Source organism: Streptomyces fuscichromogenes (assembly GCF_014645815.1).
Lineage (GTDB): Bacteria > Actinomycetota > Actinomycetes > Streptomycetales > Streptomycetaceae > Streptomyces > Streptomyces fuscichromogenes.
This window is the reverse complement of the sequence record NZ_BMML01000005.1, coordinates 231970-251041: the sequence shown is the minus strand read 5'-3', so window position 1 is coordinate 251041 and position 19072 is coordinate 231970. Positions and strand designations below refer to the sequence as shown.

Annotated in this window: 17 protein-coding genes; 10 read left to right on the top strand and 7 right to left on the bottom strand. The window is 68.3% G+C overall.

What is annotated here, in order from left to right:
- The first annotated feature begins 338 nt into the window (after window positions 1-338).
- From rpmH to IEZ11_RS12980, 9 genes are all read left to right on the top strand, one after another.
- Window positions 339-476, top strand: coding sequence for a 50S ribosomal protein L34 (rpmH, locus tag IEZ11_RS13020; RefSeq protein ID WP_015659252.1), 138 nt, complete (start codon window positions 339-341; stop codon window positions 474-476).
- A gap of 21 nt (window positions 477-497) precedes the next feature.
- Window positions 498-869 carry a ribonuclease P protein component gene (rnpA, locus tag IEZ11_RS13015; RefSeq protein ID WP_189262849.1) on the top strand — a complete coding sequence of 124 codons (372 nt, stop codon included), beginning with the start codon at window positions 498-500 and terminating at the stop codon, window positions 867-869.
- A complete protein-coding gene (yidD, locus tag IEZ11_RS13010) occupies window positions 866-1231 on the top strand; it encodes a membrane protein insertion efficiency factor YidD (RefSeq protein WP_093500828.1) in 366 nt (121 codons plus the stop codon). Before rnpA ends, yidD begins: the two co-directional genes overlap by 4 nt.
- 3 nt (window positions 1232-1234) lie before the next feature.
- Entirely contained in the window at window positions 1235-2563 is a 1329-nt protein-coding gene (gene yidC / locus IEZ11_RS13005; RefSeq protein WP_189262848.1) for a membrane protein insertase YidC, read from the top strand.
- 15 nt (window positions 2564-2578) lie between these two features.
- Complete coding sequence (locus IEZ11_RS13000; RefSeq protein WP_189262847.1) at window positions 2579-3091, top strand: Jag family protein; 513 nt, start codon at window positions 2579-2581, stop codon at window positions 3089-3091.
- 117 nt (window positions 3092-3208) lie between these two features.
- Window positions 3209-3925, top strand: a complete 717-nt coding sequence (gene rsmG / locus IEZ11_RS12995) for a 16S rRNA (guanine(527)-N(7))-methyltransferase RsmG (RefSeq protein WP_189262846.1) — start codon at window positions 3209-3211, stop codon at window positions 3923-3925.
- Window positions 3926-4223: 298 nt separating this feature from the next.
- Window positions 4224-5297, top strand: a complete 1074-nt coding sequence (locus tag IEZ11_RS12990; RefSeq protein WP_189263079.1) for a ParA family protein — start codon at window positions 4224-4226, stop codon at window positions 5295-5297.
- Entirely contained in the window at window positions 5294-6421 is a 1128-nt protein-coding gene (locus IEZ11_RS12985) for a ParB/RepB/Spo0J family partition protein (RefSeq protein WP_189262845.1), read from the top strand. Before IEZ11_RS12990 ends, IEZ11_RS12985 begins: the two co-directional genes overlap by 4 nt.
- Before the next feature lie 340 nt (window positions 6422-6761).
- A complete protein-coding gene (locus tag IEZ11_RS12980) occupies window positions 6762-7379 on the top strand; it encodes a GNAT family N-acetyltransferase (RefSeq protein WP_189262844.1) in 618 nt (205 codons plus the stop codon).
- A 61-nt stretch (window positions 7380-7440) separates the two neighbouring features.
- Here the strand turns inward: IEZ11_RS12980 and trxA are convergent, their stop codons facing one another.
- The 7 genes from trxA to IEZ11_RS12945 form a co-directional block, all read right to left on the bottom strand.
- On the bottom strand, window positions 7441-7773 hold the full coding sequence (trxA, locus tag IEZ11_RS12975) for a thioredoxin (protein ID WP_089100462.1): 333 nt from the start codon (window positions 7771-7773) through the stop codon (window positions 7441-7443).
- 47 nt (window positions 7774-7820) lie between these two features.
- Entirely contained in the window at window positions 7821-8789 is a 969-nt protein-coding gene (gene trxB / locus IEZ11_RS12970; RefSeq protein ID WP_189262843.1) for a thioredoxin-disulfide reductase, read from the bottom strand.
- Window positions 8790-8985: 196 nt separating this feature from the next.
- Window positions 8986-9879: an anti-sigma factor family protein gene (locus IEZ11_RS12965; protein ID WP_189262842.1), complete on the bottom strand. Its 894-nt coding sequence runs from the start codon at window positions 9877-9879 to the stop codon at window positions 8986-8988.
- Window positions 9876-10601 (bottom strand): RNA polymerase sigma factor SigM, encoded by a 726-nt coding sequence (gene sigM, locus IEZ11_RS12960; RefSeq protein ID WP_189262841.1) that lies wholly within the window; start codon window positions 10599-10601, stop codon window positions 9876-9878. Before sigM ends, IEZ11_RS12965 begins: the two co-directional genes overlap by 4 nt.
- A gap of 35 nt (window positions 10602-10636) precedes the next feature.
- Window positions 10637-12358 carry a protein kinase family protein gene (locus IEZ11_RS12955; protein ID WP_189262840.1) on the bottom strand — a complete coding sequence of 574 codons (1722 nt, stop codon included), beginning with the start codon at window positions 12356-12358 and terminating at the stop codon, window positions 10637-10639.
- 119 nt (window positions 12359-12477) lie between these two features.
- On the bottom strand, window positions 12478-14769 hold the full coding sequence (gene murJ / locus IEZ11_RS12950; protein WP_189262839.1) for a murein biosynthesis integral membrane protein MurJ: 2292 nt from the start codon (window positions 14767-14769) through the stop codon (window positions 12478-12480).
- Window positions 14770-14814: 45 nt separating this feature from the next.
- On the bottom strand, window positions 14815-17259 hold the full coding sequence (locus IEZ11_RS12945; protein ID WP_189262838.1) for a DUF6049 family protein: 2445 nt from the start codon (window positions 17257-17259) through the stop codon (window positions 14815-14817).
- Window positions 17260-17547: 288 nt separating this feature from the next.
- Here IEZ11_RS12945 and IEZ11_RS12940 point away from each other — a divergent pair, with 288 nt between their 5' ends.
- Window positions 17548-19014 (top strand): CCA tRNA nucleotidyltransferase, encoded by a 1467-nt coding sequence (locus IEZ11_RS12940; RefSeq protein ID WP_189262837.1) that lies wholly within the window; start codon window positions 17548-17550, stop codon window positions 19012-19014.
- Window positions 19015-19072 lie beyond the last annotated feature (58 nt).

Genomic DNA, 19072 nt, shown 5'->3' with positions numbered 1-19072 from the left:
TTCGAGGACGGGTCGGGATGAAAATCAGGTCGGGCGGGGATAAAGGAACGAATCGGAGTTCAGCCACGGTAGTCAGCGTGGCGGCTGCGGTTCAAGTTGTTGTCCCCAGCCTGTGGATAGTGTCTCTCCGTCACCGCTGGTTTGACCGAATGGCGTAGCCCCGCGTACCGTAACCAGGTCGAGTTGTCGATGGCTGCTGCCGCCTGCCTCCGATGGGCACAGATCGCTGAAGGTGATCGGGAAGCGGTGCACTCGGGCGTGATGCGAGCTACTCGTGGGCGCACGGTGACAGCCAGGACGGCACCCGCCACACCCGATTTGATTTCTGGAGCCCCCGAGTGAGCAAGCGCACCTTCCAGCCGAACAACCGTCGTCGCGCGAAGACCCACGGCTTCCGCCTGCGGATGCGTACCCGTGCCGGTCGCGCGATTCTCGCGAACCGTCGTGCCAAGGGTCGCGCCAGCCTGTCCGCCTGATCCCGATCAGGTCATGACGTCGTGCTGCCTACCGAGCATCGGCTGAGGCGGCGCGAGGACTTCGCGACCGCGGTACGACGGGGTCGCCGGGCCGGCCGCCCGTCCCTCGTCGTCCACCTTCGTAGCGGTGCCACGGACCCGCACGCGCCTGGGGAGAGCGCTCCCCCGACGCGTGCGGGTTTCGTCGTGAGCAAGGCCGTGGGTGGTGCCGTCGTGCGCAACACAGTGAAGCGCAGACTGCGTCATCTGATGCGTGAGCGAGTCACCCTGTTTCCCCCCGGTAGCCTGGTAGTCGTACGAGCGCTGCCCGGAGCGGGCGACGCCGACCATGCACAGCTGGCCCGAGACCTGGACGCCGCCATCGAGCGGCTGCTGGGAGGGGGCGCGCGATGAAGTACCCACTGCTGGCTCTGATCAAGCTGTACCAGTGGACGATCAGTCCACTGCTGGGGCCGGTGTGCAAGTACTACCCGTCGTGTTCCCACTACGGCTACACGGCCATCGACCGGCACGGTGCGATCAAGGGCACGGCACTCACGGCCTGGCGCATCCTGCGGTGCAATCCGTGGTCGCTGGGCGGTGTGGACCATGTCCCGCCGCGCAAGCGCCCGCGGTGGCACGAAATGCTGCGTGACGCCTGGCGTGCACGCAGGGGCGGGCCCTCCGCCGCCGAACCGGCCACCGAGGAGAAGCCTCCTTCCGAGCTTCCTTCGAGCCCGGCCGCAGAGACTTCGTCCCATGCCCAAGGAGCATGATTAGTGGACACGATTGCCAGCCTGTTCAGCTTCATCACGACACCCGTCTCATGGGTCATCGTCCAGTTCCACTCGGTGTACGGGAAGATCTTCGGTCCCGACACGGGCTGGGCCTGGGGCTTGTCCATCGTGTCCCTGGTGATCCTGATCCGCATCTGCCTGATCCCGCTCTTCGTGAAGCAGATCAAGGCGACCCGGGCCATGCAGACGCTGCAGCCCGAGATGAAGAAGATCCAGGAGCGCTACAAGAACGACAAGCAGCGCCAGTCCGAAGAGATGATGAAGCTGTACAAGGAGTCGGGTACCAACCCGCTCTCCTCGTGCCTTCCCATCCTGGCGCAGTCCCCGTTCTTCTTCGCCCTGTACCACGTGCTCAACGGCATCGCGACGGGCACCACGATCGGTGTCATCAACGAGTCGCTGCTCAACAGTGCCCGTAAAGCCCACATCTTCGGGGCCCCGCTCGCCGCCAAGTTCACGGACGGCTCCGCGAAGGTGGAGGCCCTCGGTGCCTCCCTCACGGACGTCCGGGTCGTGACCGCGGTCATGATCGTCCTGATGTCGGCGTCGCAGTTCTACACGCAGCGCCAGCTGATGACGAAGAACGTCGACACCACCGTGAAGACGCCGTTCATGCAGCAGCAGAAGATGCTGATGTACGTCTTCCCCGTCATGTTCGCCGTCTTCGGTATCAACTTCCCGGTCGGTGTCCTCGTCTACTGGCTGACCACCAACGTGTGGACCATGGGCCAGCAGATGTACGTCATCCGCAACAACCCGACCCCGGGTTCCAAGGCCCAGGCCGCGTACCTGGAGCGCCTCACCAGCCACGTCACGCACCACGGCAAGACCCGTCGGCGCAGCGAGAAGACCATCGTCAAGGCGATCGTCGCCAAGGGCCGGGACCGCAACGAGTTCGAGCGCACGTTCATCAACGCGCTGACCAAGGCCGGCCTCACGGCCCAGGCCGACGGCACCGTGGTGAAGGGCGAGGCCCAGGCCGTCGCGCAGACCGAGGACGGCATCACGGCCGCCGGTGCCGCCAAGCGCCAGCAGCCGAAGCGCCAGTCCAAGGCCCAGCGGCAGTCCGGCGGACCGAAGGCGGCCGGCGACTCCACGTCGGCTTCTTCGGACTCGGCCTCTTCGGATTCGTCGGTTTCGGATTCGTCGGCTTCGGCGGAGCCGACCTCGCTGGAGAAGTCCGACGAGCCGCAGGACGCCAAGCCGGCTGCCCAGCAGGCCCCGAAGAGCGGTTCCAACGGCCGTAGCAGGGCCCAGTCCGGTCAGCGCAAGGGCGGTCCGCAGCGCCCCAAGTCCCCGTCCAAGAAGTAAGAAGGAGCCCATCCCGTGACGGAAGGCACCACCTCCGCCGCTGCCGAGGGTGCAGACACCCTGACCCGCCTGGAGCAGGAGGGCGAGATCGCGGCGGACTACCTCGAAGGTCTGCTGGACATCGCCGACCTCGACGGCGACATCGACATGGATGTCGAGGCCGATCGCGCCTCCGTGTCGATCATCAGCGACTCGGGCACCCGCGACCTCCAGAAGCTGGTCGGCCGCGACGGGGAGGTGCTGGAGGCGCTCCAGGAGCTGACCCGCCTGGCCGTGCACCGGGAGACCGGTGACCGCAGTCGGCTGATGCTCGACATCGCGGGCTACCGGGCCAAGAAGCGTGCCGAGCTCTCCGAGCTGGGTGCCAAGGCCGCTGCCGAGGTGAAGAACACCGGCGAGCCCGTGAAGCTCAAGCCGATGACCCCGTTCGAGCGCAAGGTCGTGCACGACGCGGTCAAGTCGGCCGGACTGCGCAGCGAGTCGGAGGGCGAGGAGCCGCAGCGGTTCGTCGTCGTGCTGCCCGCCTGAGTGGTCCCCATGCCTTACCGGCCCCGTCTGTTGAGCAGGCGGGGCCGAACTTTGTCAGCCTGGTAGTTCTGGTGGCCGGTGCGTACAGCGCCGGCGCTGTACGGAAGGACGGTCCCCGTGACGGAGGCTGCGGAGCTCCCCCCGGCGCCTGAACAGGCGCGGGAAGTGTTCGGCGAGCGCTACGCCGATGCGGTCCGCTACGCGGAGCTGCTCGCCGAGGCAGGCGTGCAGCGTGGTCTGATCGGCCCACGGGAAGTGCCCCGCCTGTGGGAGCGGCACCTGCTGAACTGTGCGGTGCTGTCGGAGGCCGTCCCCGAGGGGGTGACGGTGTGCGACGTGGGTTCCGGAGCCGGCCTGCCAGGCATTCCGCTGGCGCTGGTCCGGGAGGACCTCAACATCACCCTGCTGGAGCCCCTGCTGCGGCGCACCAACTTCCTGACCGAGGTCGTCGAGCTGCTCGGCCTGGACCATGTGACCGTGGTCCGTGGCCGCGCCGAGGAGGTCATGGGCAAGCTGCCTCCGGTGCATGTGGTGACGGCCCGTGCCGTGGCTCCACTGGACCGGCTGGCCACCTGGGGTATCCCGCTGCTGCGTCCCTACGGCGAGATGCTCGCCCTCAAGGGGGACACGGCGGAGGAGGAACTGAAGGCCGCGGCTACCGCGCTGACCAAGCTCGGTGCGGTGTCCACGTCCATCCTGCATGTGGGTGAGGGCGTGGTGGATCCGCTGTCGACCGTTGTCCGTGTGGAGGTCGGGGAGAGCCCCGGCGGTGTGCGATTCGCGGCCAAGCGTGCGAAGGCGGCCCGTACGGGGAGGGCACGTAGGCGCCGCTGATCCGTCCCGACGGCCAGACGTACTCCACACAAGCTGCCAAACCTACGCATGACGGAGTGTCGCGGCTTTTCGGTACTGCTGGCTGTGCATCGTGTTTCACGTGAAACGTCGCTCACTGCTACACGGCATCATCGGTCGGGGCCGAGCCGCGGCCGAACCACGCGACCGAAAGCCCCTCGGTTCCCTCAGAGAGGGAGCCTCTGGTGACACTCCGTCCTCCCTGCGGGGCATGGAGTTGTCCACAGAGGTGGATTTCTCCACAGAACACCAGGCCTCACTGGTTCGCGACCCCGAAGACATGGGAGGCTCTGTTCATTGCGAGCCTGAAGTCGAGGAGAGTGAATCCTTGCGGTCCGACGCCAACATCGCGGGACCGATGACCGATCCGGTCCCCGGTCCCCGTACCGAGTCGATGGGGGCGGATGTTTCACGTGAAACACCGCCTCCGATGGACGACACTCCCATCGGCCGTGCTGCCCAACTCGCTGTGGAGGCTCTGGGTCGCGCCGGCGAAGGTCTGCCACGTCCGGAGCAGACCAGAGTCATGGTGGTCGCCAACCAGAAGGGCGGTGTCGGCAAGACGACCACGACGGTCAACCTTGCCGCTTCCCTGGCCCTGCACGGCGGTCGCGTCCTGGTGATCGATCTCGACCCACAGGGCAATGCGTCCACTGCGCTGGGTATCGACCATCACGCCGAAGTTCCTTCCATCTATGACGTGTTGGTTGACAGCAGGCCACTGGCCGAGGTCGTCCAGCCGGTGGTGGATGTCGAAGGCCTCTTCTGCGCCCCCGCCACGATCGATCTCGCCGGTGCGGAGATCGAGCTGGTGTCCCTGGTGGCACGGGAGAGCCGGCTGCAACGGGCGATCCAGGCGTACGAGCAGCCGCTGGACTACATCCTCATCGACTGCCCGCCCTCACTCGGCCTGCTGACGGTCAACGCTCTCGTCGCGGGCGCCGAGGTGCTCATCCCGATCCAGTGTGAGTACTACGCGCTGGAGGGCCTCGGTCAGTTGCTTCGCAACGTCGACCTGGTACGGGGGCACCTCAACCCCGACCTGCACGTGTCGACCATCCTGCTCACCATGTACGACGGCCGGACGCGTCTTGCGTCCCAGGTCGCGGACGAGGTGCGCAGCCACTTCGGCGACGAGGTGCTGCGGACGAGCATTCCCCGCTCCGTCCGCATCTCCGAGGCGCCGAGCTACGGGCAGACGGTACTGACCTACGATCCTGGATCGAGCGGTGCCCTCTCCTACCTTGAGGCGGCCCGAGAAATCGCGCTGAAGGGCGTTGGAGTCAGCTACGACCCGACACAGGCCCATATCGGCGCTCAGACCAACCCGAGCATGGTGGAGGGGATCCAGTGAGCGAGCGACGGAGGGGACTGGGCCGTGGGCTCGGTGCACTGATCCCAGCTGCCCCGACCGAGAAGAACCCGGCCCAGGCGGCCGTAGGGGGACCGGCAGCGCCGTCCCCTGCCACGGTTCCGGTGCTGACGACCGACCGTGGGGTCGCCGCAGCCAAGGTGACGACGTTGCCCGCTGTCTCCTATGAAACCGAGGAACCGTCGGTGTTCGGAGTCGGAGGTGGTGCGGAGACGCCCGCTCCTCCGATGGGCGCCCACTTCGCGGAGATCCCCCTCGACGACATCGCGCCGAACCCGCGTCAGCCGCGTGAGGTCTTCGACGAGGACGCTCTCCAGGAACTCGTCACCTCCATCCAGGAGGTCGGCCTCCTCCAGCCTGTCGTCGTGCGGCAGTTGGGCCCTTCCCGCTACGAGCTCATCATGGGCGAGCGGCGCTGGCGGGCCTGCCGTGAGGCGGGCCTGGACGCGATCCCGGCGATCGTCCGGGCGACGGACGACGAGAAGCTCCTCCTGGACGCGTTGCTGGAGAACCTGCACCGCGCTCAGCTGAACCCGCTGGAAGAGGCTGCCGCCTACGACCAGCTGCTGAAGGACTTCAACTGCACGCATGACCAGCTGGCCGACCGTATCGGGCGGTCCCGCCCACAGGTCTCCAACACGCTGCGGCTGCTGAAGCTCTCCCCGGCGGTCCAGCGCCGGGTGGCCGCCGGAGTCCTGTCGGCCGGGCACGCTCGGGCGCTGCTCTCCGTCGACGACTCGGACGAGCAGGACCGGCTGGCCCACCGGATCGTCGCCGAGGGACTGTCGGTGCGGGCCGTCGAGGAGATCGTGACCCTCATGGGTTCGCGCCCCCAGACGGCGACGCGCGCGAAGGGACCGCGGGCCGGCGGCCGGGTCTCCCCGGCGCTGAGCGACCTCGCGACCCGGCTCTCGGACCGTTTCGAGACACGGGTGAAGGTCGACCTGGGCCAGAAGAAGGGCAAGATCACCGTAGAGTTCGCCTCCATGGAAGACCTTGAGCGAATCCTCGGCACGCTCGCCCCGGGTGAGGGGCCGGTTCTGCACCAGGGGATCCACGACGGTGACTCCTCGGCCTCCGAAGAATCCGAGGAGTTCGTGGACTGACCGTCCCGAGACCGGGTCTTTCCCGCCCGGCCGGTGACCTGTCGCTTGGAGAGCGGATCGTGTCCGGTGTGTATCGGTACACGGTCCGCTCTTTGCTTTCAGGCGGTATCGATGGAATCGCTGTGTGGATACGATGCGAAAGGTATGGCGCATCCACCTGGCAGCTGGCAGCACCTCTGAGAGAGGCGAGGGCCATGCGATCGATGAGCCGCACCGGACTGGTGAGCGCGGGTCTGGGACTGGGCGCGACCGTCGGATTCTTCGGCAGTCTGCTCAGGGAACGCAGCGCTCTGGCAGCCGCTCGCGATGCTGCGGGCGAAGGAAGCGAGGAACAGCCTTCATGGGGCGTCGGCTCGTACCGCTCACGCTGGACAACCTTCAGGACCTTCCCCAGCGCTGTCGCTCGTGTGTCTTCTGGGAACTGGATCCCGTCAGCGGCGAAGCAGCGGTGAGAGCGGGGAGATCCGCGCTGGAGAAGGAGTCCTGGATCTCCTCTGTCCTGCTCGACTGGGGCTCGTGCGGCCGAGTGGTCTATGTCGATGACCTGCCGGTGGGTTTTGTGCTCTACGCTCCCCCGGCCTATGTCCCGCGGTCCACGGCGTTCCCCACCAGCCCGGTGTCGCCGGACGCGGTGCAGCTCATGACCAGCTTCATCATGCCCGGCTATCAGGGGCAGGGGCTCGGACGGGTGATGGTGCAGACGGTCGCCAAGGATCTGCTGCGGCGGGGCTTCAAGGCGATCGAGGCGTTCGGAGACGCCCGCTACAAGGAACCCGCCTGTCTGCTTCCCGCCGACCATCTGCTGGCCGTCGGCTTCAAGACGGTCCGGCAGCACCCCTCACACCCTCGGCTGCGGCTGGAGCTGCGGACGACGCTCTCCTGGAAGGAAGACGTGGAGATGGCGCTCGACCGGCTTCTGGGGGCCGTACAGAAGGAACCGGCGCTGCGGCCGCTGTGAGCGCCTCAAAGCGAATGGGCCAACCCCGAGGGGTTGGCCCATTCGTGTTTCACGTGAAACATCACTCGGCGATGAAGTCCTCAAGGTCGCGGACAAGCGCGGCCTTCGGCTTGGCACCGACGATGGTCTTGGCGACCTCGCCACCCTGGTAGACGTTCAGGGTCGGGATCGACATGACGCCATACTTGGCCGCCGTGTTCGGGTTCTCGTCGATGTTCAGCTTGACGATCTCGATCTTCTCGCCGTGCTCAGCGGCGATCGCCTCAAGCGACGGGGCGATCTGGCGGCACGGGCCGCACCACTCGGCCCAGAAGTCCACCAGGACGGGCTTGTCGCTCTTGAGGACGACCTCTTCGAAGTCGGCGTCGGTCACATGCTTCAGAGTGCCGGCCACGGCTGGCTCCTTTACTTGATCGTGCGGTGGGGCGGAAGGGGGAAAGGTCAGACAGAGGTCGTCTCGTGCTCCGCCTTCTCCTCGTCCGCGAGGGCGGAGAGGAAACGCTCGGCGTCGAGAGCAGCGGAGCAGCCGGTGCCGGCCGCGGTGATCGCCTGGCGGTAGGTGTGGTCCACCACGTCACCGGCGGCGAACACACCCGTCACGTTGGTGCGCGTCGAGGGCGAGGCGACCTTCAGGTAGCCCTCCTCGTCGAGGTCCAGCTGGCCCTTGAAGAGCTCGGTGCGCGGGTCGTGGCCGATCGCGATGAACAGGCCGGTGACCGGGAGGTCGGTGAGCTCGCCGGTCTTGACGTTGCGCAGCTTCAAGCCGGCCAGCTTCTGCTCGCCCTGGACCTCGGCGATCTCGCTGTCCCAGGCGAACTTGATCTTCGGGTCGGCGAAGGCACGCTCCTGCATCGCCTTGGAGGCACGCAGGCTGTTCCGGCGGTGGACGATCGTCACGGACTTGGCGAACCGGGAGAGGAAGGTAGCCTCCTCCATCGCGGTGTCGCCGCCGCCGATCACGGCGATGTCCTGGTCCTTGAAGAAGAACCCGTCACAGGTGGCACACCAGGAGACACCGCGTCCAGAGAGGGCGTCCTCGTTCGGCAGGCCGAGCTTGCGGTGCTGGGAGCCGGTGGTGACGATGACGGCTTTCGCCTTGTGAACCGTGCCGGCGGTGTCGGTGACGGTCTTGATCTCACCGCTCAGGTCGACGGAGACGATGTCGTCCGGAACCAGCTCGGCGCCGAAGCGCTCGGCCTGGGCGCGCATGTTGTCCATGAGGTCGGGGCCCATGATGCCGTCGCGGAAGCCCGGGAAGTTCTCCACCTCGGTGGTGTTCATCAGGGCGCCGCCCGCAGTGACAGCCCCCTCGAACACCAGGGGCTTCAGCGACGCGCGCGCGGTGTAGAGCGCCGCCGTGTAGCCGGCGGGCCCGGAGCCGATGATGATCACGTTACGGACGTCGCTCACGGCTTGATTCCTCGTCTCTGGTCTACGTCATTCGACCGGTGGGAGCTCCTGTCAGAAGCTCACACCCCACCCAACGGATCCTAAGGGGCGCGCATTCCCGCTGTGTCCGGGCACACGGGCATCCCACACCGTACGGATTTCCACGCTGGGACGAGACGATGCGCGTTCGCTCTGCGAAGCCGTTCCCGGGCAACCCTCAGGGGTGAGTCAGGGACTCCGTCAGGAGAAGCTTGCCGGGGGAGGCGGATGCCTTGCCGACACAGGACGCGTCGACCACGTACGCCGTCACGCGGGACGTATCGGAGGAGTCGGGGAGCACGACGAGGTAGGCGTCCTTCCCCTCGTAGGTCCCCTTCTTCACACCGAGGACATCGCCGGTCTGGCTGATGCCCTGGCGGACGCATGAGGGCACCTGCTCCGAGGGCTGGATCAGGACCTTCGGGCTCTGTGACGAGCTTGGTCGGCCGGTGTCCTGGGACTCCACGTTGAAGGGCTTCTGAGAGCCGCGCTGCGTGTTCACCTTGGTGCCGAGGAGATCCTTCACCTGGCCCTGGAGGGTGCTCTTGGAGAAGGTCCCGGCGGAGTTCGTCGGCTTGCCCTGAGCTGTCGTCGGTCCGTTCCCGCCGAGTGACTGGAGGAAGAAGGAGCCGGCACCCAGGACGGCGGCAGTGAGGACAGCGCCGAGAACGACTGTCCGGCGGCGTGGGCCGCGGGCGCGTCCGTTCTTCTTGCGGCCGGGACCGACGGAGGCACTCGGCCGTCCGGCGGGTCGGTCTCCTGGGGACGAGGTCTCGTGGGGCGATGTTTCACGTGAAACATGTGCCTCGGGTGCCGTGGCGTTCAGCAGTGCCTCGGCGGCGAGTGCGGCGTCGATCCGGCCCGCGACATCGGCCGGCATGCGCGGTGGACCGGGCAGCGCGCCCAGCAGGCCCCGGATCTCCGCCAGCGAGGCGTGGACGTCGGCGCAGAGCTCGCACTCGTCCAGGTGCCGTCGTACTTCCGCGGTCCGGACAGGCGGCAGCAGATCCTCGGTGAGGTCGGAGATCTCCGTGACGTCCGGGTGCCCCGTCGTGTCTGCCGTCGAAGTCACGCTCGCCCACCTCCGCCCTTCACTGGGGCTGAATCACTCGGCCCGGTGTTCTGCGGGCCCCCGTCCTGAGACCCCGTTGCGGGTGGGACGGATGTCCCCTCCGCCCGGTTCCGTACCCGGTCCGGGTAGTTTTCGTCACCGGTGCTTTCCGGCCGTAGATGGGTGAGCAGCGGCAGGAGTCTGGCTCTGCCGCGAGCACAGCGACTCTTCACCGTCCCCGTGGGGACATCGAGGATTTGGGCCGCCTCGGCGACCGGGTAGCCCTGCATGTCGACCAGGACGAGGGCGGCCCGCTGGTCGTGGGGCAGGGTGCCGAGGGCTTCCAGGAGCTGGCGGTGCAGATCGTTCCGCTCGGCCGGAGCGGAGGCCGATTCATGCGGCTCCAACAGCTGCTCCAGCCGCTCCGTGTCATCGACGGGTGCGGTCTTGCGGGAGGCCGCCTTGCGGGCGCGGTCGAGGCAGGCGTTCACCGTGATCCGGTGCAGCCACGTTGTGACGGCCGACTGGCCCCGGAAGGTGTGGGCGGCCCGGTAGGCGGAGACGAGGGCGTCCTGGACGGCGTCAGCGGCCTCCTCGCGGTCCCCCAGGGTCCGCAGGGCGACCGCCCAGAGCCGGTCCCGGTGCCGTCGCACGATCTCACCGAAGGCATCGGGGTCGCCTTCCACATGGCGGGCGAGCAGGTCCTGATCGCTCACTCCGCCGTATCCGGCGCCCTCCGCCATCTGCCCCCTCCGCCTTCGGTGCCGCCGGTGAGACGTCAGCCTGTGAACTTCACTTCGGTGATGGCCTGCTTGTAGCCGGCTCCGGCATACGCGGTGGAGTCGTTGCCCGAGTACGGCACGGCGGTGAGCCACACGAGGACGTACTGGCTCTTCACCTTCTTGCTGACCTTCACCGTGGCGGTGTTTCCGGTGGTGGTGATGGAGCCGATCTTCGTCATCGAGCTGATCGACCCCGGGGACAGCGAGTCGGCCGCGTACAGGTCAACCGTTGTGTGATCGCCAGCGTAGCGAAGGGAGATGGTCCCCGTGGCGAGTTCCTTGGCGGAGCCGAGGTCGTAGACGATGCCTACACCGGCCTTGTAGGGGGCCAGCTCGGGACCGTCCGTGAAGCTCTTGGTCTTCCAGTACGTCGAGGTGCTGCCGTCGTAGGTCAGCTTCACGTCGTTCGGATGCTGGGCACCGCCGTCCGCGACGTACTCCTGGGCGTTCTGGATCTTTATCGCGGCGGCGGGCGCGGGGCTTGCGCTGCTCTTGTCCCCGTCGTCCGTCGTCTGGTTGTTGTTGGTGTCGCCGGACTTGTCGCCCTGTTCCATCAGGGCGTCCGCGAGCTGCCAGCTGCCCAGGCCCAGAGCGGCGATGAGCAGGGCCGAGACGGCCCACTTCAGCGCCTTGCCGGTGCGGCTCTGGAGCGGGGGCGGCGGCGCCTGGATCGGCTGCGTCACGCCGGGCGGCGTGGGACGGCCGTAGGTGCCCTGCTGATAGGTGGTGCGCTGGTACTCGGGCGGTGCCGTGAACGCCGGCTCCGGCGGGCGGATGCGGGGCATCTCGCCGATCGCCTTCACCAGCTCCTCGGGAGTGGTGCACGCGGACTCGTGCCGGGAGGCGGTCGCGCCGTCGTTGACCAGAGCCCGCATGGCGAGCTCGGACAGACCTCGGTGGACCCCGGCACGGACCTGGTCGGGTGCGATCAGACCGACGTCCTTGGGCAGACCGGCCAGACCGTAGGCGTCGCTCTCGTACGGCCAGCGCTGGGTCAGCGCCGCGTACAGCAGGGCGCCGATCGCCTCGGTGTCGGCGCGCTGCGGGGTGTCGGAACTGATGCCGCGCAGCGCCGCGTTCACCGCGAGGCCGCGGATGCGCCACTGACCGGTGGAGGTACGCAGCACGGCGTTCGGGTTCAGGCGCAGATGGGCCAGCCCCTCGCGGTGCGCGGCCGCCATGGCCGAGGCGATCTGACTGACCATCTGGTAGGCGTCGTGCGGTTCCAGCGGTCCGGCCGCCAGCAGTGCGCTCAGTTCGGTGGCGTCCGGGAGCCACTCGTGCACGACGTAGGCGAGGTCGTTCTCCTCGACGGCGTCCAGGACCTGTACGAACCTGGGATCGCCGAGCAGCGCGGCGGAACGGGCGGCTGCCAGGACCGCCCGGGTGCGCGTGTGGTCGGCGGGCAGGATGTGGACGCCGACGGCACGCCGGAGTTTCTCGTCCACCGCACGCCAACTGCTGAATCCGTCCAGACGGGTGACGCACTCCTCAAGTCGGTAGCGTCTGGCCAGTTTGTGTCCGCTGTGCAGTTCCGGGGGTGCGGTCTGCTTCTCAGCACCCGCGGCTGTGCCGCTTCCCTGTGCCTGGTCGCTGTCCGTGTCCCGCTCCGGGTTCTGGGCCACCCCGTCGGCCGTGGACTGCTCCGCCTTGGCGGTCAGCGGCTTGTCACCGCTGTTGTCTGCCACGTCGACGGCAGCCGTGCTCCGTTCCGCCACCGTCGTTCCCTGCCTCCCCATCCGTTGCACGCTGTCCGACGCCGAAACCAATTGTGCCCACAGTCCCCCGCTATGCACGACACGCGGCGGCGAACGATGGTTGTGCGCTTACCCTCGCCTCAGCGCCCCAGACGCCCCCGCACCATACCCACGAGGGAGTTGAGCTCCTCGATGCGCATGCGGCGCGCGGCGACGTAGAAGACGCCGAGCAGGACGGCTCCGCCGGCCATCAGCGCGGCGAAGGAACCGATCACACCCTGCCCCAGAGTGTGGCCGATGCCGTAGCAGGTTGCACCACTGAGCAGCGCGGCCGGTACGGAGGCGATGCAGAGCCTCGCGTAGGTGCGGGTGACCCGGGAGCCGTCCAGGTCGCCGCCGAGCCGCTGACGCAGCCGCCGCCAGGCGACACCCACGCCGATCGCGTAGGCGAGGCCGTAGGAGGCGGCCATGCCGGCCACCGCCCAGCGGGCCGGGAGCAGCAGGTAACAGGCGATCGAGGCACCCGCGTTGACCGCGGCGACGATGACCGTGTTGTAGAACGGCGTGCGGGTGTCTTCGTAGGCGTAGAAGGCACGCAGGACGACGTACTGCACCGAGTAGGGGATCAGGCCGAGGGCGAAGGCCATCAGCATGAAGCCCATGTTGGTAGCCGAGCTGGTGCCCGAGGATCCGAAGATCAGGGTGCACATCGGAATCCCGAGGGCCAGGAATCCGAAGGCGATGGGGACGATCGCGACGGCGGTCGTCCGGAGCCCCTGGGAGATGTCGTCGCGGACGGCACCCGCGTCGTTCTCGGCGGCCGAGCGGGAGATCCGCGGCAGCAGGGCGGCCATCAGGGAGACCGTGATGATGGCCTGCGGCAGGCCCCAGATCAGCTGGGCGTTGGCGTACGCCGCGAAGCCGGTGCCGTCGACCGGGGAGCTCTTGCCCGCCGAGGTCGACAGCTGGGAGACGACGAGCGCACCCGCCTGGTTGGCGAGGACGAACAGCACGGTCCACTTGGCGAGCGTGGCGGCCTTGCCGAGGCCGTGGCCCCGCCAGTCGAAGCGCAGCCGCAGCCGGAACCCGGTCTCGCGCAGGTAGGGGATCATCGCCAGGGACTGGACCATGAGGCCGAGCAGCACGCCGAGGCCGAGGAGCCGCTGGCCCTCCGGCGGGATGCTGGTGACCTTCATACCGGAGTGCGCGGCCGTGCCGTACACCCAGATGAACAGGCCGAGGGTGACGATGATGACGATGTTGTTGAGGACCGGGGTCCACATCATCGCGCCGAACTTGCCCCGCGCGTTGAGGATCTGACCCATCACCACGTGGATGCCCATGAAGAAGATCGAGGGCAGGAAGTAGCGGACGAAGGTGATGCCGACCTCGTTGGCCGCCGGGTCGCTGGCGACCGAGTCGGACAGCAGGCGGATGAGGAAGGGCGCGGCTGCGACGGTGGCGGCGGTGAGCAGGCCCAGCGCCACCATGACGAGGGTCAGCAGGCGGTTCGCGAAGGCCTCGCCGCCGTCGTCGTCCTCCTTCATGGCACGCACCAGCTGCGGTACGAAGACCGAGTTGAGGCCGCCGCCGACGGTCAGGATGTAGATCATCGTCGGCAGCTGGTAGGCGACCTGGAAGGTGTCACCGAGCAGTCCGACGCCGAGCGCGGAGACGATCAGCGCGGAGCGGACGAAGCCGGTGAGGCGGGAGACCATCGTGCCCGCCGCCATCACGGCGCTCGACTTGAGCAGGCCCGTGGCCTTCCCGCCCTTCTTGGCGGGGGCGGGGGCCGAGGCGGGTACGGCTCCGAGGTTCATCGTCTGGTCGGCCCCGGCGGGGGGAGCAGTGGGGGCCGACGGTGCCTGGTACTGCGGCATCCGCGCCGGTCCGCCCGGTGCGGATGCCGGACCCGGCACCGACGCGGGCTCGGCCGGCAGCTGACCGCCGCCCTGCTGTGGGTCCCGGTAGCCGCTCTGCTGCTGGTCGCGGAAGAGATGCGCGAAGGCGTCCGGCTCGTGGCGCTCCTCACCGGAGTGCGAGACCAGGTCGTCGACGCCCACGAACTGGGTCGTCCGCGGGTTGTCGCCGTACGGCAGGTACTGGCTCGGGCCGTCCGGCTCGGGTGCCGGGGTCTGGGCCCACACATGCGGGTCGGGGGCGTACGGCGACTGGGCGGGCTGCCCGTACAGCGGCTGCTGCGGGTAGCCGCCCGGAGCCGGCGGGGGGTGCGCGGCACGGTCGTAGAGCGCCTCGGCGACCGGGTCCTGGGCGGAGAGATCCCGGGCCCGGTAGGGGTCCTGGTCGTAGGCGTCCTGGAGGTACATGTCAGCCGCGTGCTGCGGCGGGACCTGGCCGGGCTCCGGCGGCGGCTCGGGGTAGCCCGAACCGGCCGCGCCCTGGCCGCTTTCACCGTCGTACGGCGCGTTCATGGTTACCCCACCTCATCGTCCCTGGCCCACCGGCCACGACATCGCTCAACGGTCCACTCTCTCACCCGTCTCGGACGGGTCGGCGCTTTCCGGTGCGGTGTCCGGTGTCAGGTCACTCGGCTGCTCCGGGTCGTCTGCCCGGGACCCGGCGGCGGACTCCTCCTGGAGACGATCCCCACGGGCAGCGGGGTTCCCCGGCCTGTCGGTGTCCTCTGGTCGCGTGGTCTCCGAGGCGTCGGAAGTCTGCGGGGCGGTGGTGGGCTCCGGGGCGTCGGGAGCGTCCGGAGTGTCCTCGCTCGCTTCCTCGGGGCCGTCGTCCTCCTCGGCCCGCCGGGCGGCCGCCCGCTTGCGCTGGGTGTACATCCGGAAGCCGGCGAGCACCAGCAGCAGCACGCCGCCGCCGATGACCAGCATGACCGTCGGTGTGACCTCGGTGACCTTCACGTCGAACCGGACGGGCGCGCCGTACTCCTGCCCGTCCTCGGTGTAGAGCTGGGCGGTGACCTCCACCCGGCCGTTGGCATTGGCCGAGGTGGAGAACTTCACGGACTGGGTGTGGCCGCCGGAGACCTCGACGGGCTGCTCGTAGTAGGGCTTGCCGCCGATCTCCAGCCGGGTCGGCATGGTCGAGGTGAGCCGCAGGACAAGGTGGTCGACACCCTGGACCAGGTTGTTCTGGACAGTCACCGGGATGGTGGCGCTGCGTCCGGAGAGCTTGGTCTCGGACTTGTCGATCAGTTTGACCTGACCGGTGAGATCGTCGAGCCAGGACTCCACGCTCGTGCGGAAGCTGTCCGCCTCGCTGCCGCGGCCCCGCCACGACGTGGACATCTCGCGGTTTATGGCCCGCCCGAAGGGGGTCACCACCCGGGACTCGTCGGTGAGGATCACCTGGAAGTTGTCGAGTTTGTCCTGGGTCCGCGCGATCTGTTCGAAGGCGGTCCGGGGCAGCTCCTGCTTGCGCAGCGAGGACGGGTACGCGGACGACGAGGGGATCCTCGTGGTCGCGCCGGGGTCGGGCTTGGCCTTGGCGGCCGCCTCCAGGTCCTGGGACTGCGACCAGCCGCTGTCCTGCAGCGCGGTGATCGCCGTCGCCATCGCCTGGGCCTGGCTCGGCGAGGGCATCCGCTGCGGAGCGACGACGATGCTGCGCTGCTTGTCGGTCTGGGTGTTCAGCGCCAGGCTCTGGGCGAGGAACTGCTGCACGGCGAGAGTGGCCGAGTCGGCCTTCGTCAGATCGCCCTCGAACACCGTGGACAGCCGCGCGTCGGCGACCACCGCCGTCGTGCCGCTGCCGATCGGACGCGCCGCGGAGGGCGTGTAGGTCAGCCCGCCGGTCTCCTGGAGGCTGTCGCTGCGGGCGATCACCTTGTCCGCACCCGCCGACGTGGCGACCTTGATGATCGAGGGGTCGACCGCGCCGTCCACGGGCCACGCGAAGTCCGTGCTCGGTGTGACATGGAGCACAGTCTTCACCGTGGTGGCGGCGACGTCGGTGGCGTCCTTGAGGTGGCTCAGCGAGCCGGTCACGCTGGTGCCGTTGTGGGCGAGGGAGGCCAGGTCCGGGTCCGCGAACGGAAGAGCCACCACTTCCCTGTCCGTCACCGCGTCCTGGAGGTCGTCCAGGAACTGCTTGGCCACCGCCTGATGGGTGCCGGCCGTGGTGGTGGCGCCGGTGCCCTGGATCCGGTAGTTGCGGGTCATCGCGTCCACGGAGGCCAGCAGGTCCGGGTCGATCACCCAGGTGACGTCCAGGTCCTTGCCGAGCGCCAGCATCTGGGCCAGCCGGCCGCCGGGCGAGATCTCCTTGGCCAGGTCGTCGTTCTGGAAGACCGGCGTCTGCAACTCGCCGGCGCCGGTCTTCGCCGTCACATGGACGGTGGAGATCAGCGGCCACAGAAACGTCGTCCTGGTCTTCGTGTCGGCCTCGGAGGACTGCCACGGCAGGAACGTCCGCTGGATGCCGAGGACCTGGTCCCAGGGCTGTGCGGACGTCTTGCCGGAGAGGGAGACGCCGAACTGGTACACGCCGTCCTGGCCGAGGTCGAGCTTGTCGACCGGCACGGAGATGCTGAAGTGCTCGGCGACCCCCGGGTCCAGCGAGTCGAAGTCCTCGGTGTACTTGCCGCCGACCTCGGTGCCCAGGCTCGACTGGAGGTCGTCGGAGTGCCGGGCGGCGGTGTCGATCTCGGAGCGTGCGCTGAGCGGGGAGCCCACCCGCAGGTCCACATGGGCGGCCGTGACGGCCTGCTTGCCGTTGTTGGTCACCGTGCCGGAGACCGTCAGCGTGTCGCCGTCGACGGGGGCGCTGGGGCTCAGCGAGTCCAGGGCGACGGACACGGTGTCCGAGCCCGCTGCCTGCGCCTGCGCCGCCATGGGCAGCTGCATCAGTCCGGCCAGCAGGGGCGCACCCGCGAGCAGTGCCCCGGTGCGCCGCAGCCAGCGGCGGGCAGGTGAGGGCGTCCCCTGGAAGTCTGCCGCCTCGGCCACGCGCTCGTCCGTCCCTCGTCGTCGTCAGTGGTCGTCGGAATGTGCGTCCACGCATGGTAACGAGGTGCGCTGAACGGAAGTGCCACGGTCCGCTTCACAAGATCGGAAGAGGCTATCGTCCTGTCCCCTATAACCAGTATCGCGAGGACACTCTGTTAAGTGGCTATGGATCCGCTTGCCTGAGTAGATAGTGATATGTCCCACCCTCCGTACGGGGAGGCTCTGCAGGGGGCGCTGCCGGAATATGGAGGCGCTTCGTACCGTCCGGGACACGTACTCTGTTCTGTTGTGCCGAACGCCAATGAAGACACTTCCTCCGCCCTGAGCCAGGCGCAGCAGCGCGCGGTGAGCGAACTGCTGCGCGTGGCGCCCGTCGCCGACGACCTCGCCCGCCGATTCCAGGAGGCCGGGTTCTCGCTTGCCCTGGTCGGCGGCTCGGTCCGGGACGCGCTGTTGGGCCGGCTCGGCAACGACCTGGACTTCACCACGGATGCCCGCCCCGAGGACGTACTCAAGATCGTCCGGCCGTGGGCGGACGCCGTCTGGGAGGTCGGGATCGCGTTCGGCACGGTCGGCGTACAGAAGGAAGCCCGCGTCGGAGACGCTGTCAGGCCCTTCCAGATCGAGGTGACGACCTACCGGTCCGAGGCCTACGACCGGACCTCGCGCAAACCCGAGGTGTCGTACGGGGACTCCATCGAGGAGGACCTCGTCCGCCGCGACTTCACGGTCAACGCGATGGCGGTGGCGCTGCCGGAGAAGCAGTTCATCGATCCGCACGGCGGTCTCGAAGACCTGGCGCTCGGCGTGCTGCGGACCCCGGGAACGCCCGAGGACTCCTTCTCGGACGACCCGCTGCGGATGATGCGCGCCGCCCGCTTCGCCGCGCAGCTCGACTTCGAGGTAGCCCCCGAGGTCGTCGCGGCGATGAAGGACATGGCCGGCCGTCTGGAGATCGTGTCGGCCGAGCGGGTCCGGGACGAGCTGAACAAGCTGGTCCTCTCCGCCCACCCGCGCAAGGGGCTGACCCTGCTCGTCGACACGGGGCTCGCCGACCATGTCCTGCCTGAGCTCCCTGCCCTGCGCCTGGAGAGCGATGAGCACCACCGGCACAAGGATGTCTACGACCACACGCTGATCGTCGTGGAACAGGCGATGGCACTGGAGGAGAACGGTCCCGACCTCACCCTCCGCCTTGCCGCGCTGCTCCATGACATCGGCAAGCCGCGCACCCGTCGCTTTGAGAAGGACGGCCGGGTCTCGTTCCATCACCACGAGGTGGTCGGAGCGAAGATGACCAAGAAGCGCATGACGGCACTGAAGTACTCCAACGATCTGGTCAAGGACGTCTCGCAGCTGGTCGAACTCCATCTGCGCTTCCACGGCTACGGCGCCGGGGAGTGGACGGACTCTGCGGTCCGCCGCTACGTCCGTGACGCGGGCCCGCTGCTGGACCGACTGCACAAGCTCACCCGGTCCGACTGCACCACCCGCAACAAGCGGAAGGCCTTGGCGCTCTCCCGTGCCTACGACGGCCTGGAGGGGCGCATCGCCGAACTCCAGGAGAGGGAGGAGCTCGACGCGATCCGCCCGGACCTCGACGGCAACCAGATCATGGAGATTCTGGGTATCCGCCCGGGTCCGGAGGTCGGTCAGGCCTACAAGCACCTGCTGGAGCTGAGGCTGGAGAACGGGCCCATGGAGTACGACGCGGCGGTGGCCGCACTCAAGGAGTGGTGGGCCGAGCAGGGCTGAGGAGGTGCGGTGAGGTCATGTTTCACGTGAAACATGACCTCACCGGGAGTGGTGAGGG